At 64.6% G+C, this 15,894-nt stretch carries 10 protein-coding genes; 2 read left to right on the top strand and 8 right to left on the bottom strand.

Annotated elements, in window-relative coordinates; genetic code table 11:
- Positions 1 to 131 precede the first annotated feature (131 nt).
- Positions 132 to 2,393 carry an NADP-dependent malic enzyme gene (locus YP76_RS02995; RefSeq protein WP_046762096.1) on the bottom strand — a complete coding sequence of 754 codons (2,262 nt, stop codon included), beginning with the start codon at positions 2,391 to 2,393 and terminating at the stop codon, positions 132 to 134.
- Between the two features lie 137 nt (positions 2,394 to 2,530).
- Here YP76_RS02995 and mutS point away from each other — a divergent pair, with 137 nt between their 5' ends.
- Both mutS and YP76_RS02985 read left to right on the top strand, forming a co-directional pair.
- Positions 2,531 to 5,182 carry a DNA mismatch repair protein MutS gene (gene mutS / locus YP76_RS02990; protein WP_046762095.1) on the top strand — a complete coding sequence of 884 codons (2,652 nt, stop codon included), beginning with the start codon at positions 2,531 to 2,533 and terminating at the stop codon, positions 5,180 to 5,182.
- A gap of 9 nt (positions 5,183 to 5,191) precedes the next feature.
- On the top strand, positions 5,192 to 7,951 hold the full coding sequence (locus tag YP76_RS02985) for a [protein-PII] uridylyltransferase (RefSeq protein ID WP_046762094.1): 2,760 nt from the start codon (positions 5,192 to 5,194) through the stop codon (positions 7,949 to 7,951).
- A gap of 13 nt (positions 7,952 to 7,964) precedes the next feature.
- On the opposite strand, the gene YP76_RS02980 is transcribed toward YP76_RS02985, so the two are convergent.
- The 7 genes from YP76_RS02980 to YP76_RS02950 form a co-directional block, all read right to left on the bottom strand.
- Positions 7,965 to 8,465 carry a L,D-transpeptidase family protein gene (locus YP76_RS02980; protein WP_046762093.1) on the bottom strand — a complete coding sequence of 167 codons (501 nt, stop codon included), beginning with the start codon at positions 8,463 to 8,465 and terminating at the stop codon, positions 7,965 to 7,967.
- The gene (ribA, locus tag YP76_RS02975; RefSeq protein ID WP_046762092.1) at positions 8,462 to 9,520 is read right to left on the bottom strand and encodes a GTP cyclohydrolase II; all 1,059 of its coding nucleotides are present in this window, start codon (positions 9,518 to 9,520) and stop codon (positions 8,462 to 8,464) included. The genes YP76_RS02980 and ribA overlap by 4 nt, the downstream gene beginning before the upstream one ends.
- Positions 9,520 to 10,317: an exodeoxyribonuclease III gene (gene xth / locus YP76_RS02970; RefSeq protein ID WP_046762091.1), complete on the bottom strand. Its 798-nt coding sequence runs from the start codon at positions 10,315 to 10,317 to the stop codon at positions 9,520 to 9,522. Before xth ends, ribA begins: the two co-directional genes overlap by 1 nt.
- Positions 10,318 to 10,748: 431 nt before the next feature.
- Positions 10,749 to 11,402: a LolA family protein gene (locus YP76_RS02965; protein ID WP_046762090.1), complete on the bottom strand. Its 654-nt coding sequence runs from the start codon at positions 11,400 to 11,402 to the stop codon at positions 10,749 to 10,751.
- 520 nt (positions 11,403 to 11,922) lie between these two features.
- Positions 11,923 to 14,244, bottom strand: a complete 2,322-nt coding sequence (locus YP76_RS02960; protein WP_046762089.1) for an FtsK/SpoIIIE family DNA translocase — start codon at positions 14,242 to 14,244, stop codon at positions 11,923 to 11,925.
- 231 nt (positions 14,245 to 14,475) lie between these two features.
- The gene (locus YP76_RS02955) at positions 14,476 to 14,967 is read right to left on the bottom strand and encodes a GNAT family N-acetyltransferase (RefSeq protein ID WP_046762088.1); all 492 of its coding nucleotides are present in this window, start codon (positions 14,965 to 14,967) and stop codon (positions 14,476 to 14,478) included.
- A gap of 10 nt (positions 14,968 to 14,977) precedes the next feature.
- Positions 14,978 to 15,886, bottom strand: a complete 909-nt coding sequence (locus YP76_RS02950) for a DMT family transporter (RefSeq protein ID WP_046762087.1) — start codon at positions 15,884 to 15,886, stop codon at positions 14,978 to 14,980.
- Positions 15,887 to 15,894 lie beyond the last annotated feature (8 nt).

Raw genomic sequence — 15,894 nt, 5'->3', positions numbered from 1 at the left:
TCTTCATCATGCCCCCTTTTTCGCGACTTGGCGCGCCATGGCAAGCAAATCCCGCTGATAAGCTCATGAGTTCCCTTTGGGCGACATCCCTGCGCGTGGCGGAGCGGATCACCCGCGTAAAACGCCCGGCATCAGACCGCGACGCCAGCCGAAGCCAGCACCGCGAGCGTCAGCAGTTCCGAAGCATTGGATGCCATGGTGGCGATCTGCACCGACTTTTCCATGCCGACCAGCATCGGCCCGATCATCGTCGCGCCGCCCACTTCGCGCAGCAGCTTCGCCGAAATATTGGCCGACTGAAGCCCCGGCATCACCAGGATATTCGCCGGACCCGACAGGCGGCTGAAGGGATAATTCTTCATCACCATCGGGTTGAGCGCCGCGTCGACGGTCATTTCGCCTTCATATTCGAAATCGACGTCGCGCTCGTCCAGCAACTTGATCGCATCGCGCATATTTTCAAGGAAACTGCCCGGCGGGTTGCCGAAATTGGAATAGGACAGGAAGGCCACGCGCGGGTCATGGCCCATGCGGCGGGCGACCGCCACCGTGCCCTCCGCAATGTCGGCCAGTTCCTGTGCCGAGGGGCGCTCATTGACCGTGGTGTCGGCCAGGAACACCGTCTTGTCCTTGGTCACCAGCACATGGATGCCGAAGGGGGTCCGGCCCGCCGCCGGGTCCATCACCCGCTTCACCTCGCGCAGCGTCTGGGCGAACGGCCGGGTCATGCCGGTGATCATCGCGTCGGCATGGCCCATCTTCACCAGCAGCGAGCCGAAGATGTTGCGGTCGCGATTGACCATCCGCTCGCAATCGCGGCGCAGATAGCCGCGGCGCTGCAAACGCTTGTAGAGCGTGTCGACCATATCCGGCACCAGCGGCGAGTTGACGCTGTTGTGCAGTTCGAAGCTTTCCGGGTCCTGCACGCCCAGTTCCTTGAGCTTGTCATAGACATGGCCGCGGCCGACCAGAACGGGGATGCCGTAACCCAGCGTCCGGAACTGGATGGCGGCGCGCAGTACGACTTCTTCTTCCGCTTCGGCAAAGACGACGCGCTTGGGATTGGCCTTCGCCACTTCATAGGCGGTGGTCAGCACCGAGGTGGTCGGATTGAGCCGGCCCTTGAGCGACTGGCGATAGGCGGCCATGTCCGCGATCGGACGCTGCGCCACGCCGGTTTCCATCGCCGCCTGCGCGACGGCCGACGGCACCACTTCCATCAGGCGCGGGTCGAAGGGCGCGGGGATGATGTAATCCGGCCCGAAGCTGTGCGAACGGCCATAGGCCTTGGCCACTTCCTCCGGCACCTGTTCGCGCGCCAGTTCCGCGATCGCCTTGGCGGCGGCCAGCTTCATCGGCTCGTTGATCCCGGTGGCCCGCACGTCGAGCGCGCCGCGGAAGATGAAGGGGAAGCCAAGGACGTTGTTGACCTGGTTGGGATAGTCCGACCGGCCGGTGGCGACGATGGCGTCGGGGCGCACCGCCTTGGCGTCGGGCGGCGCGATTTCCGGGTCGGGGTTCGCCATGGCGAAGATGATCGGCTTGTCCGCCATCGACTTCACCATGTCCTGCGTCATCGCCCCCGCGACGGAAAGGCCCAGGAACACGTCCGCGCCCTTGACCGCTTCGGCCAGGGTGCGGGCGTCGGTCTTCACCGCATGGGCCGATTTCCACTGGTTCATGCCCTCGGTGCGGCCCTGGTAGATCACGCCCTTGCTGTCGCACATGATGACATTGTCGTGCTGGACGCCCAGCGCCTTGATGAGTTCGGTGCAGGAGATGGACGCGGCGCCCGCGCCGTTCACCACCACCTTCATGTCCTTCATGTCGCGGCCGGTCAGCATCGCTGCGTTGATGACGCCCGCCGCCGCGATGATCGCGGTGCCGTGCTGGTCGTCATGGAAGACCGGGATGTTCATCCGTTCCTTCAGCGTCTGTTCGATGATGAAGCATTCGGGCGCCTTGATATCCTCAAGATTGATGCCGCCGAAGGTCGGCTCCATCAATTCGACGGCGTCGATGAACCTGTCGACATCCTCGGTCTTGAGTTCGATGTCGATGGAATCGACGTCGGCGAAGCGCTTGAAGAGGACGGACTTGCCCTCCATCACCGGCTTGGACGCCAGCGCGCCCAGATTGCCCAGGCCCAGGATCGCCGTGCCGTTGGAGATCACCGCGACCAGATTGCCCTTGGCCGTATAGTCATAGGCGGTCGCCGGGTCTTCCGCGATGGCGCGCACCGGCACCGCGACGCCGGGCGAATAGGCAAGGCTGAGGTCGCGCTGCGTCGCCATCGGCTTGGACGCGATGATCTCGATCTTGCCGGGGCGTCCGGTCGAGTGGAAGAACAGCGCCTCGCGTTCGGAAAATTCCACATTCGACTTATCGGTCATGGCTGCACCCACATTATGAAACGATGAGGGTGGCCGTAGCGGCAAGAATATCTTGTGGGCAAGTGCGAGAAGCGCAATTTTCCTGCTCTTTCTTGCAGTACTGGTATGACGCCGGGCTTCACGCTATCCGCTGTGCCATGGCGCGAACGATCGACACATCCACGCAACAGGCGACGCCCATGATGGCGCAATATCTTGCGCTCAAGGCGGAGGCACAGGATTGCCTTCTCTTCTACCGCATGGGCGACTTCTTCGAACTGTTCTTCGAGGATGCGAAGGCGGCGGCGGCGACGCTCGACATCGCGCTCACCAGCCGGGGCGAGCATGCAGGCGTACCGATTCCGATGTGCGGGGTGCCTGTGCACAGTGCGGAATCCTATCTGGCGCGCCTGATCAAGGCGGGCCACCGCGTCGCCATCGCCGAGCAGACCGAGACGCCGGCCGAGGCCAAGGCGCGCGGGTCGAAGTCCCTGGTGGCGCGCGCCATCGTCCGCTACGTGACCGCGGGCACACTGACCGAGGAAACGCTGCTCGACAGCCGGCGCGACAATATGCTGGTCGCGCTGGCACAAATGGGCGGCGATGAGGCCGGCGAATATGGCCTGGCCGCCGCCGATATTTCGACGGGGCGGTTCGAGACGCTGACCTTGCGGGCGGCTGACCTGGCCGCCGAACTGGCGCGGCTGCGGCCGAGCGAGATCGTGTTGCCGGACGGGTTGGAACTTGCGCTGCCCGATTCCCATCCGTTCGACCGCGCCGCCTTTTCCAACAGCCGGGCCGAAGCGGCGCTGAAACGCGTCTTCGGCGTTGCGACGTTGGACGGATTCGGCCAGTTCGGCCGCGCCGAACTGTCGGCCATGGGCGGGCTGCTCAACTATCTCGACCATGCGGGCAAGGGCACCCTGCCCTTCCTCGCCCCGCCGATGCGTAAGACCAGCGGCGCCCATGTCGCCATCGACGCCGCGACACGGGAGAGTCTGGAAATCACGGCGACCATGAACGGCACGCGGGCGGGCAGCCTGCTGGGCGCGGTCGACCGGACGGTAACAGGCGCCGGGGCGCGATTGCTGGCACAGGATCTGTCGGCACCCTTGATGGATCAGGCAGCCATCGAAGCGCGCTTGGGGCTGGTGCAACTCTTCCATGAGGACGGCATGTTGCGCGACCAGTTGCGCGTGGCGCTGCGCGCCTTGCCGGACATCGGGCGCGCCCTGGGCCGGGTGGCGATGGGCCGGGGCAGTCCACGCGACCTTGGCCAACTCCGCGATGGACTCGGGGAAGCACGATTGTTGCGCGAACGGCTGGGGCGCCTGCCCGACCAGCCCTTGCTGCTGATGCAATTGCTACCAGCGCTGGACGGGCATGGCGCGCTGGTCGACAGCCTGTCCCGCGCGCTCGTCCCCAGCCCCCCGACCGAAACCGCCAATGGCGGCTATATCGCGGACGGCTATGACCCGGCACTGGATGAACTGCGCCGCCTCGCCGGCGACGGCCGCCGCGCCATCGCCGCGCTGGAGGCGAAATATCGCGAGCAGACCGGCATCGCCTCGCTCAAGATTCGCCACAACGGCGTGCTCGGCTATCATGTCGAGGTCCCTGCACGCGCCGCCGACCAGTTGATGCAGCCCGACAGCGGCTTCACCCATCGCCAGACATTGGCCGGGGTGGTGCGCTTCAATTCGGTCGACCTGCACGAACAGGCGAGCCGCGTCGCGCAGGCGGGTGCCCATGCGCTGGTGGCCGAATCCGCGCATCTGGAGGAGTTGATCGAAGCCACCCTCGCCCGCAAGGCGGAGATCGCCCGCGCCGCCGACGCGCTTGCCCGGCTCGACGTGGCGGCAGCGCTAGCGGAACGCGCAGCCGAAGGCGGCTGGCAGCGGCCCCATTTCCTGTCCGAAGACGGCGAAGGGCCTTGTCTGGAAATCACCGGCGGCCGTCATCCGGTGGTCGAGGATGCGCTGCGCCGCGACGGCCAGCCCTTCGTCGCCAATGACTGCCGTTTGGTGGCCGGAGACCGGCTCTGGCTCGTCACAGGCCCGAACATGGGCGGCAAGTCCACCTTCCTGCGGCAGAATGCGATCATCGTGATCCTTGCGCAGGCCGGGGCCTATGTCCCCGCACAATCCACGACCCTGACCCTGGTCGACCGGCTGTTCAGCCGCGTCGGCGCATCGGACAATCTGGCCAAGGGCCGCTCCACCTTCATGGTCGAGATGGTGGAGACCGCCGCGATTCTGGCGCAGGCGACCGAACGCAGCTTCGTGATCCTCGATGAAGTCGGGCGCGGCACATCGACCTATGACGGGCTGGCGCTGGCCTGGGCGGTGGTGGAGGCGGTGCATGAGGTCAACCGTTGCCGCTGCCTGTTCGCGACCCATTATCATGAGCTGACCCGGCTTGCGGAAACGCTCTCCTCGCTCTCGCTCCACCATGTCCGGGCACGGGAGTGGAAGGGCGATCTGGTGCTGCTGCACGAGGTTGCGGAGGGCCCGGCGGACCGCAGCTATGGTTTGGCGGTGGCGCGGCTGGCCGGGCTTCCTCCCGCCGTCCTCAAACGGGCGAAGGACGTCCTCGCCCGCCTTGAAGCGGGCAAGGCGAAGACCGGCGGCATCGCGGCGGGGCTGGACGACCTGCCCCTCTTCGCCGCCGCGACGGCGCAGGTGGAACCGAAGGTCGATCCGCTGCGTGCCGCGCTGGAGGGCATCGACGCCGATGCCCTGTCACCCCGCGAGGCGCTCGATCAACTCTATCGGCTCAAGCAACTGGCCGCGGCCGGTCAGGAAGACTAGATAAGCCATATGGTCATGCAGTTTCCGAAATTGGGGTCCAGGCGCGCGATCATCGACCGGCGCGCCATTTCCGACCGCATCAACGCCCTGGCGCAGGAGCATCATGGCGACCAGATGAAGCTGCGCGGCCTAATCGTGAGGGAATTGAAGGACGCGCTCGACGCCGGGCGCGAGGATGTCGCCCGCCGCCTCAGCCAGAAGCCGACCCGCGGGCGGGAGGCGGTGACCGCCTTCGCCTTCCTGGTCGACCAGATCTTGCGGCTGCTCTACGACGCGACGACGCATCATCTCTACCCGGCGGGCAATCGCAGCACCGGCGAACGGATCGTGCTGATCGCGGTCGGCGGCTATGGGCGGGGCGAGATGGCGCCGCACAGCGATGTCGATATCGGCTTCATCACCCCCTGGAAGCCGACCGGCTGGACCGAGCAGGTCATCGAATCCATGCTCTATTCGCTGTGGGACCTGGGATTGAAGGTCGGCCATAGCAGCCGGTCGATCGATGAAACGATGCGCATGGCCAAGGCGGACCTGACGGTGCGCACTGCCCTGCTGGAAGCGCGCTATATCTGGGGCGACCGGGCGCTGTACGAAGAAACAGCTGCCCGGTTCGACGCCGAAATCATGCAGGGCACCGCCCGTGCCTTCGTCACGGAGAAGCTGGAGGAGCGCGACGAACGGCATCGCCGCATGGGCGACAGCCGCTATGTCGTCGAACCCAATGTGAAGGAAGGCAAGGGCGGGTTGCGCGATCTGCACACGCTGTTCTGGATCGGCAAATATGTGAACCGGGTCAAATCGATCACGGAACTGGTCGATGTCGGGCTGCTGACGGAAAGCGAGCTGCGCCAGTTCCAGAAGGCGGAGGATTTCCTCTGGGCGGTGCGCTGCCACCTGCACATGATCACCGGGCGGGCGGAGGACCGGCTGACCTTCGACCTGCAACTCGAAACCGCCACACGCATGCACTTCACCGGGCGCGCCGGGCGTTCGGGGGTCGAGCGCTTCATGCGCTATTATTTCCTGAACGCGAAGACGGTGGGCGACCTGACCGCCGTGTTCCTCGCGCATCTGGACGACCAGATGGCGGAGCGCGGTCGGCGCTATATTCCCAGCTTCTTCCGCCGGCCCAAGAGGCTGGACGGTTTCGTGCTGGACCGCGGGCGGCTGGCGCTGCCCAACGACCAGTTTTTCCAGGACGATCCGGTCCGGCTGCTGGAAATCTTCGCGTTGGCCGACAAACATGGGCTGGCCATCCATCCCAGCGCCATGCGCGCCGCCAGCCGCGACGCCAGCCTGATCACCGCCAAGGTGCGGCGCGACCCACGCGCCAATGCCTTTTTCATGGAGGTGCTGACCTCTCCCCGTGACCCGGAGACCGTACTGCGCTGGATGAACGAGTCGACCGTTTTCGGCCGCTTCATCCCCGATTTCCGCCGCGTCGTGGCGCAGATGCAGTTCGACATGTACCACCATTATACGGTGGACGAGCACACCATCCGCGCCGTCGGCCTGCTGGCACGGATCGAAAAGGGCGAATTGAACCAGGATCATCCGCTGGCGGCGGACCTGATGGGCAAGCTGGTGTCGCGCCGCGTCCTCTATGTCGCGGTGCTGCTGCACGACATCGCCAAGGGGCGCGGCGGCGACCACAGCATATTGGGCGCGGAGGTGGCGGAGCATCTCTGCCCGCGTCTGGGTCTTACCCCGGCGGAAACCGAAACCGTGGCCTGGCTGGTGCTGCATCACCTGCTGATGTCGGCCACCGCGTTCAAGCGAGACCTCGCCGACTACAAGACCATCCTCGATTTCGTCGACGTGGTGCAGAGCCCGGAGCGGCTGCGGCTGCTGCTGTGCCTGACCGTGGTCGATATCCGTGCCGTGGGGCCCGGGGTATGGAACAGCTGGAAGCGCCAGTTGCTGGGCGATCTCTATGAGGCTGCCGAAGAGGTGCTGCGCCTCGGCCATAAGCAGAAGGGCCGCAGTGAAAGGGTCACGGCCAAGCAGCAGGCGCTGCGTCAGGCGCTGGGCCTTTCCGAAGGGGATTTCGAGAAACTGCGCAAGCGCCTCCCCGAAAGCTACTGGATCGCGGAACCCGACGACATCCTCTTCCACAATGCGGAGCATATCCTGGAGGCGGGCGACTCCCCGCTTTCCATCGCCGCGCAATATTATCCGCAACGCGGCGCGACGCTGGTGACGGTCTATGCCGCCGATCATCCGGGGCTGTTCTACCGCATCGCGGGCGCCATCCATCTGGCCGGCGGCAACATCATCGACGCGCGCATCCACACCACGCGCGACGGGGTCGCGATCGACAATTTCCTGGTGCAGGACCCGCTGGGCGGCGCCTTCCACAGTCCGGAGCAGTTGACGCGCATCCGCAAGGCGATCGAGGATTCGCTCGCCAACCGCCACCGCATGATCACCAAGCTGGAGGCTCGCCCCCTGCCCCGCACCCGCGCCGAAGCGTTCCGCATCGAGCCCAATGTGCTGATCGACAACAAGGCGTCGAACCGCTTCACCGTGATCGAGGTGAATGCGCGTGATCGCCCGGCGCTTCTGTTCAGCCTAGCCAACGCGCTGTTCCAGTCGAAGGTGACGGTGCACAGCGCCCATGTCGCCACCTATGGCGAGCGGGCGGTCGACACCTTCTACGTGACCGACCTGCTGGCCGGAAAGATCGAGAGCAAAGCGCGGCTGCAAACGCTGGAACGGCGGCTGCTCGAAGCGGCGAGCGGCGAAGTGGCGGAGATGGAGCAGGCCTAGCCTCGTAAGCGCGCTAAACGATCTCCATCACGTCGCCCGGCACCAGCAACGGCAGAAGGCGCAACATGTCCTCCCGTTCCACCGCCACGCAGCCGGCGGTCGGACGACCTTCGGACAGGTGGAAGAAGATCGCGCTGCCCTCCCCCGGCACCGGCGGTGCATCATTATGGCCAAGGACCACGATTACGTCATAGGCATCGTCGTCGCGCAGCAGATTTTCCGCCGAAAAGGCATGCGGCAGATGCACGGGCCGATTATAGCCCGGATCGTCCACATCATCGGACCAGCCATCCCCCTGCCGCACCCAGCGCCACGGCAGGCGGACGCCCGTCGCATCCACCTTTCCCGGCCGCAGCAAAACGGCCCGGATCGGCCAGACGCCCAGCGGCGTGCAACCATCCCCTTCCCGCTTGTCCGCCGCCGCGCAGGCGCCGCCGCGCCCGATGGTGCAGGGCATATCGATCGCACCGAAAGAGAGCCGCCCCGCGCCCGTATCGACGCGGACAACGCTCATAACTGATGCCCCGTCCGGTCGCGCTTGGTGGCCAGATAGCGCTCATTATGCGGATTGGCCGGCAGAATGATCGGCAGCCGTTCGGCCACTTTGATTCCCGCCGCTTCCAGTCCCGTCACCTTGTTGGGATTGTTGGTGAGCAGCCGCACTTCCCCCACGCCCAGCAGGTCCAGCATCCGCGCCGCCACCGAAAAATCACGGGCATCGATGGCGAAACCCAGCCGCACATTGGCGTCGACCGTGTCGAATCCCTGGTCCTGCAAGGCATAGGCGCGCAGCTTGTTGACGAGGCCGATGCCACGCCCTTCCTGCCGCAGATAGAGAAGGATACCCCATGTCGAGTCCGCGATCCGGTGCAGCGCCTCATGCAATTGCGGGCCGCAATCGCATTTCAGCGATCCCAGCACGTCGCCGGTCAGGCATTCGCTGTGCAACCGGATCACCGGCGGCGAGGAATCACGCCGGCCGACGATCAACGCCACATGTTCGCGTGGTTCGTCCGGGCTACGGAAAGCGACGATCTCGGCGGTTTCGGCGGCCGATACGGGCAGGCGCGCGCGCGTCGCGACAGCCAGATGCACGGCATCGTCATAGGCGTCGACATCGGCGGCGCTCACCTCTGCCTCCGCCTCTCCCTCCGAGGTCGCGAAATAGGCAGGCAATATGCCCGCCAGCCGCGCCAGGCGCAGCGCCGCCTTGGCCGCCAGCGGCGCGGCCAGCGGCTTCGCCATGAACGGGCCCTTGAGCGGCGAAGCAAGGTCCAGAACCGGGTCGGAAATCGCCGTCGCCACGTCGACATCGATCCACGGCGCCCGCACCACCAGCACCGGCATATCAGGGTCGGCCGCCGCGATCTGGTTGGCGAGCTTCAGCGTCTGCGCGCGCGCGGCAGAGATCAATATGTCGGCTTCAGCGCCCGGATCGAATTCGGCAAGCGTCACCGCGTCCGCCCCCTCCACCGCCATCAGCCGCAAGGCGCCGTCCGCGGCCCGCACCCGCACCGGCCAGCCCCGGCGCAGCGCATCGATGGCGCGAGCGGCAGCGCGCGCGCCCATCAGAAGGCGAATTCCGTGATGATCGGAATATGGTCGGACGGCTTGCCCCAGTTGCGCGCCGGTTCGACCACGCGGTGGCTGATCGCCTTGCCCGCCACATCCTGGGTCATCCACATATGGTCGAGCCGCCGTCCCCGATCCGATTCCGCCCAGTCCTTTGCGCGATAGCTCCACCAGGTGTAGAGCCGCTGCGGCGCGGGATAGAAATGGCGGCCGATGTCGACCCAGTCGTTCGACGCCTGCAACCGCGCCAATATTGCGCACTCGACCGGCGTATGGCTGACCACATTCAGCAATTGCTTGTGGCTCCAGACATCGCATTCCATCGGCGCGATGTTGAAATCGCCGGTCAATATCGTCGGCTTGTCCTCCAGTCCCGAGGACCATTGGATCATCCGCTCCAGAAAATCGAGCTTCTGCCCGAATTTCGGATTTACCTCCCGGTCCGCGACGTCGCCGCCGGCAGGCACATAGACATTCTCGATCCTGACGCCATTGTCGAGGCGCACGCCGACATGGCGCGCCTCGCCATTGGCCTGCCAGTCGAGGCGATCATCCTCATGGATCGGCACCTTGGACATGATCGCCACGCCATGGTGCATCCGCTGGCCGTTCAGCACCTGATGGACATAGCCAAGCTGCCGGAACATCGCGGTGGGGAAAATCTCGTTCACCACCTTGGTTTCCTGAAGACAGAGGATGTCAGGCGCCTCCTCCTTCAGAAAACGCTCGACGATATCGAGCCGGGCACGAACGCTGTTGATATTCCAGGATGCGATGCTGAGCGTTTGAGACATGGTGATCCACTAAGACCCTCCGCCCTCCCGCGCAAGGGTGGTGGGCCTGCAATCACGCGAGGCGCTATGTGTCGTCATTTGGCCCAGGGTGGAGCGAAAATAGTGGATTTCGAGAACCTTTAAACGAGTCACGCGCCTCGTTTAAACGCAGCGACCTTACAGGTCGTGAGCACCGGAAGCGCAGAAAGCCGCTATTTGCAGCCCTCCTTGGGCCAAATGACGACACATAGCAAAAAGGCCCCCGCTCCGGGGGCATGGAACGGGGGCCTCGATCGCGCCCTTGAAGCGCTTTGCGGCGGGAGCGGGGTTCCGGGTAACAGGGGGGAAATCCCGGTTTCGTCTCGCGCCGTGGAGTTCTTTTTAGGACTGGGGATATGAGCCTCAGATGAACGGTTCTGAAAACTTCTCGGCCCGTCGCAGCTGTGACCCGCTTAACCGCCCGCTGCGCGCCCCTTGGGTCGAGGATCGGTCCAGCGGAAGGCGGAATCGGCCACCGGCACGCCATAACGCTGGTTGGAAAGCTTGACCGCTGTCCGATTGTTCTGCGAGTCCAGCGCCACCCAGCCGTACAGCTGCAAGCCCGCCGGGCTCGCCGCGTCGCGTTTGAAGATCATGGTGATGGTGCCATATTCGGGCCGCTTGGGATCGCGCGCCTGGACGCTCAATATGGTGGGATCGCCGGTCGGGATCACCTTGCCGAATTTCGACAGGTCCTTGTTGGGATCGATGAGCGCGCCCAGAGGCGAATTGCCGATCGGCCAGCGCTGCACCTGGCGCACTTCATAATCGATCATGGTCAGCGCCTTGCCGTCACCCACGATCAGGAGGGGCACGCCCTTCTGATATTGGAAGCGGATCTTGCCCGGCTGCTTGATGGTGAGCTGGCCGGTCAGCGTCTGCCCGTTGCGATCCGTCTGCGCGAAATCGGCGGTCATGGTGGTGACGGCGCGGATATAGGCGTTGACCTTCGAGAGGTCGGACTGATCCGCCTGCGCCATGGCCGATGTCGTCGGCAGCGCGAAAGGCACGACGGCAAGCATCATGGAAGCCAGGGTCAGGGTGGAGGGCGCAAGGATGCGCTTCATGCAATTATCTCCGGTTGTTCGGGATGAAGAGCGTAGGTGGCAGGGGTTGAACCCGCTGTGAACCCACTCGTTCCATAAAAGTAACAACCGGTTGGCTCGAACGGCAAGGGGGAGAGCGGCACGGCCGCTCAATCCCCCTCTGCTCCCGCTTCGCCCGTGCCGGTCTTTCCGGCGGCCCCTCTCCCGATTTATTTTTTAGGCGCTGCGGTAGCGGCTTCTGCTTAGCGGGGCGCGATGACAAAAAAAAGGCTGATCCGAAGACCAGCCTGAAAGTTTTTAGGAGAGGATGCCTGAAAGGCAGGTCTCTCTTCGGGCAAATCGCGCTTCGCTGCAAATGCGAAGAAATCAAGAGCGATTGCATGAAATGCAATCAGCCTTGAAAATCAGGGATTTCTGCGGCTCCCCACCTGCCTTGCGGGCCCACAAAAGGCCCAAGAGCCACGCAAAATCCCGTTTCAGAGCGAAATGGGCAGTGACTTTTTCGCATCAGCCCAAATGAAAATTTTTCCCGCCGACAGGATCAGAGCGGGTTGCCGCCTTCATCGCGCAGCACTTCGCGGCGGCCGACATGGTTGGGCGGACCCACCAGGCCCTGTTCCTCCATCTGCTCGATCAGGCGGGCGGCGCTGTTGTAACCGATGCGCAACTGGCGCTGGAGCCAGCTTGTCGAGGCCTTCTGATTCTCGAAAACGAGCTGGCAGGCCTTGCGGAAGAGCTGCGCATCGGGGCTGTCGTCGCCCAGGTCGACGCCGTCGAGCGCGAAGCTGCCTTCCTCCGGTTCCTCGGTGACGGCGGCGATATAGTCGGGCTGGCCCTGGGCGCGCCAGTGATCGGCCACCACACGCACCTCGTCGTCCGACACGAAGGGCCCATGGACGCGCATCAGGCCCTTGCCGCCATGCATGTAGAGCATGTCGCCCTTGCCCAGAAGCTGTTCGGCGCCCTGCTCACCCAGAATCGTGCGGCTGTCGATCTTCGACGTGACGAAGAAACTGATGCGGGTCGGCAGGTTCGCCTTGATCACGCCGGTGATGACGTCGACCGAGGGCCGCTGCGTCGCCAGGATCAGGTGGATCCCCGCAGCGCGCGCCTTCTGGGCAAGCCGCTGGATCAGGAATTCGACTTCCTTGCCCGCCGTCATCATCAGGTCGGCCAGCTCGTCCACCACCACAACGATCTGCGGCAGCGGCTGGAAATCGAGCTGCTCCTCCTCATAGATCGGCTTGCCGGTTTCGGGATCATAGCCGGTCTGCACGCGGCGGCCCAAGGGCTTGCCCTTCGCCTTCGCGGCGCGGACCTTCTCGTTATAATTGGCGAGGTTGCGGACGGAAATCGACGCCATCATGCGATAACGGTCCTCCATCTGCTCCACCGCCCATTTCAATGCACGGATCGCCTTGGCCGGTTCGGTGACGACCGGCGAGAGAAGGTGCGGAATGTCGTCATAGGTCGACAGTTCCAGCATCTTCGGGTCGATCATGATCAGGCGCAGCTGGTCCGGCGTCATGCGATAGAGCAACGATAGGATCATGGCGTTGAGACCCACCGACTTGCCCGAACCCGTCGTACCGGCGATCAGCAGATGCGGCATAGGCGCCAGGTCGGCGATGATCGGTTCGCCCGAGATATTCTTGCCCAGGATGATCGGCAGGGTCGCTTCCTGCCCGAACTGCTCGCTGGTGATGAGTTCGCGGAAAGACACGCCTTCCCGGTTCGCGTTGGGCAGTTCGATGCCGATCACCGTGCGGCCCGGAATCGTCGCCACGCGGGCGGACAGCGCCGACATGTTGCGGGCGATATCGTCGGCCAGCGCGATCACACGGCTCGCCTTGATGCCCGGCGCGGGTTCCAGTTCGTACATGGTGACGACCGGACCGGGCCGGACCTCGACGATATTGCCCTTCACATGGAAGTCGTCGAGCACGCTCTCCAGCAGGCGCGCATTGCGCTCCAGAGCGGCCTTGTCGATCTTCGCCCCCTGGCTCGCCGGAATCGGATTGAGCAGGTCGGGAGAAGGCAGGGAACTGTTGCCGAACAGATCGTCCTGGCTGACCGGCGCCATGCTCCGCTGCACCGGAGCGGGCTTGGGCGTCTGGATATTGATCGGCGGCTTGGGTTCGTTGGAGACGGTCTTGCGCGGCGCGGCGACACGCTCGAACAGCTCATCCTCTTCATCCGCATCGACCACCGGCGCGGGACCCGCCAGTGCGAAAGCCGGTCGGGGCAGAGACAGACGGGGCAGCGAAGGCCTGCGCAACGCGATGATCGGCTTTTCCAGGGCGAGGCTGCGATACCAGCAGACCGCGCCCGCAATCAGCGTCAGCACGACCAATATGCCCGTGATCCATCCCTGCGCGGCGGGAGCCTGTGCGGTCAGGCTCATGACTCCCCTTGCCGTCACCAGTGCGATGATGCCGCCCCATCCGGCGGGCAGACCGACCAGCGGATTGGTCTGGAACAGCGCCAGGGCTATGCCGACGAACACGATGCCGGCAAAACATTTGCCGAACTGCGCCTTCCACCCGCTCATGTCCTGATCGCCCCACAGCCGCCGCGCCGTGATGGCCATCAGCGGCAGCACCAGCGCCACCGGCACGCCCAGCAGCCAGAGCAGGAAATCGGCCACCCAGGCGCCAGGGGCCTGCATGATATTCTGCACCTGCTCGCCCGCCACCGTGTTCATCGACGGATCGCTCGGCTGATAGCTGAGCAGCGCCAGGGCCAGGAACAGGGTCGCGAGGATCAGCGCAATCGATCCGATCAGCGCGCCGCTGCGGATCAGGCTGCGTTTCAGCATTTCGCGCCATTCCGGCGTGCGTTTGGCTCCACGGCCGACAGCCATGCCTTTCTTGTCCCCCAAATGTTCCGGTCCGGCACAATGCGCCGGGGAGGGAGTCCCCGTCAAGAGTCCGCCCCCTCGGCTCGTCCCGCCGGCTCCGTAACATTCCTTATGTCGATGCGGCGCAGAACCGCGCAAAAGCGGTGGAACAAGGAGATTTCGTCATGATCGCCACCGTTTATCCCCTCCTCGTCATCGTCGCGCTTGGCGGCTTTACCGCCGTGTTGCTGGGCGTTAGCGTGCAGGATGCGCTGAAGCCAAGGCGCTGAGCGCCTCGCCGTCGACGCGCTGTACCGTCCATTCATCCATCGGCCGGGCGCCCAGCGAACGGTAGAAGGCGATGGACGGTTCGTTCCAGTCCAGCACCCACCATTCGAGCCGCGCGCAATCGCGCTCCAGCGCCAGCTGCGCAAGGCGGGAAAGCAGCGCCTTGCCCGCGCCCAGGCCCCGCGCTTCGGGGATGACGAACAAATCCTCCAGATAAATTCCCGGCCGCCCCTCGAAGGTCGAGAAATTGTGGAAAAAAAGCGCAAAGCCGATGGCCTGGCCGTCATTTTCCGCGATCAGCACTTCGGCCATGGGACGCGGACCGAAGAGATATTTGTCCAGGCTGGCACGCTCCGCCTTCACCTCGTGGGACAATTTTTCATAGTCGGCCAAGGCAAGGATGAAACCGTGGATCGCCCCGATGTCGGAACGAACGGCCTCGCGGATGGTGACGGTCATGCTTTTCCTTTCAGGCCATCGACGGTTCGACATGCGGCGGCCCGGCCGGTCCTGTGCGGGACGCGATCAGGCATCCGATCACGATCAGCAGCGCACCGATCATGGTCGTCGGCGTCAACCGATCGCCAAAGGCCAGCCAGCCGATGATCGCGGCCCAGACGAAGGCGGTATATTCCACCGGGATCAGGACCTGCGCCTCTGCCCGCGCATAGGCCCAGGCAAGCGCCGCCAGCGACGTGAAGGCAAGGATCGCCGCCAGAATGATCAGCGCCCATGACCCGCCGCCGGATACGACCGGCGTCCATCGGGCGATCACGGCGAAGAGAGCGAATACGGCAAGCATGACGATATGCTGGAAGAAGGCGACCTCTATGGGTGAAGCCAACTGCGCCTGTTGCCGTTGAAGAATGAGATTCCAGGCGAACAGCATTGCCGAAAGCAGCACCGCACCCGCCCCCATCAGGGCGTTCAGATCATAATCGCCCCGCATCCGTCCGGACAGGATCACGCCGACGCCGACCAGTCCGAGCATCGACGCGCCGATCGCCCGCCGTCCGATCCGCTCCTTGAGCAGCAGCCCCGCGAGGTAGAGCGCGATGAGCGGCGCGATGAAGGACAGCGCTATGGCTTCGGCCAAAGGCAAGCGCATGATCGCCCAGAAGAACAGGCTCGCCATTGCCGCCACGACCAGGCCACGCAACAGATGCAGCCGCAGCACCGTTCGGTCCGGCCAACGCTGCCGGGTCAGCAGCATCAACGCCAGCCCCAGCACGCTACCCGCCACGGCGCGCCAGAACAGGGCGTTGAAAAGGCCGATGGAAAGGCTCAGTCCCTTCATCGCCGCATCCATCACGGAAAACAGCGTAACCCCCAGGCAACAGACCGCGAAGGGAAGAAGGACGGAGCGGGTCGCCATCATGGTGGAGG

The sequence above is a fragment of the Sphingobium chungbukense genome (assembly GCF_001005725.1).
GTDB classification, from domain to species: Bacteria; Pseudomonadota; Alphaproteobacteria; order Sphingomonadales; family Sphingomonadaceae; genus Sphingobium; species Sphingobium chungbukense.
This window is presented reverse-complemented; position numbering and strand designations above follow the sequence as displayed.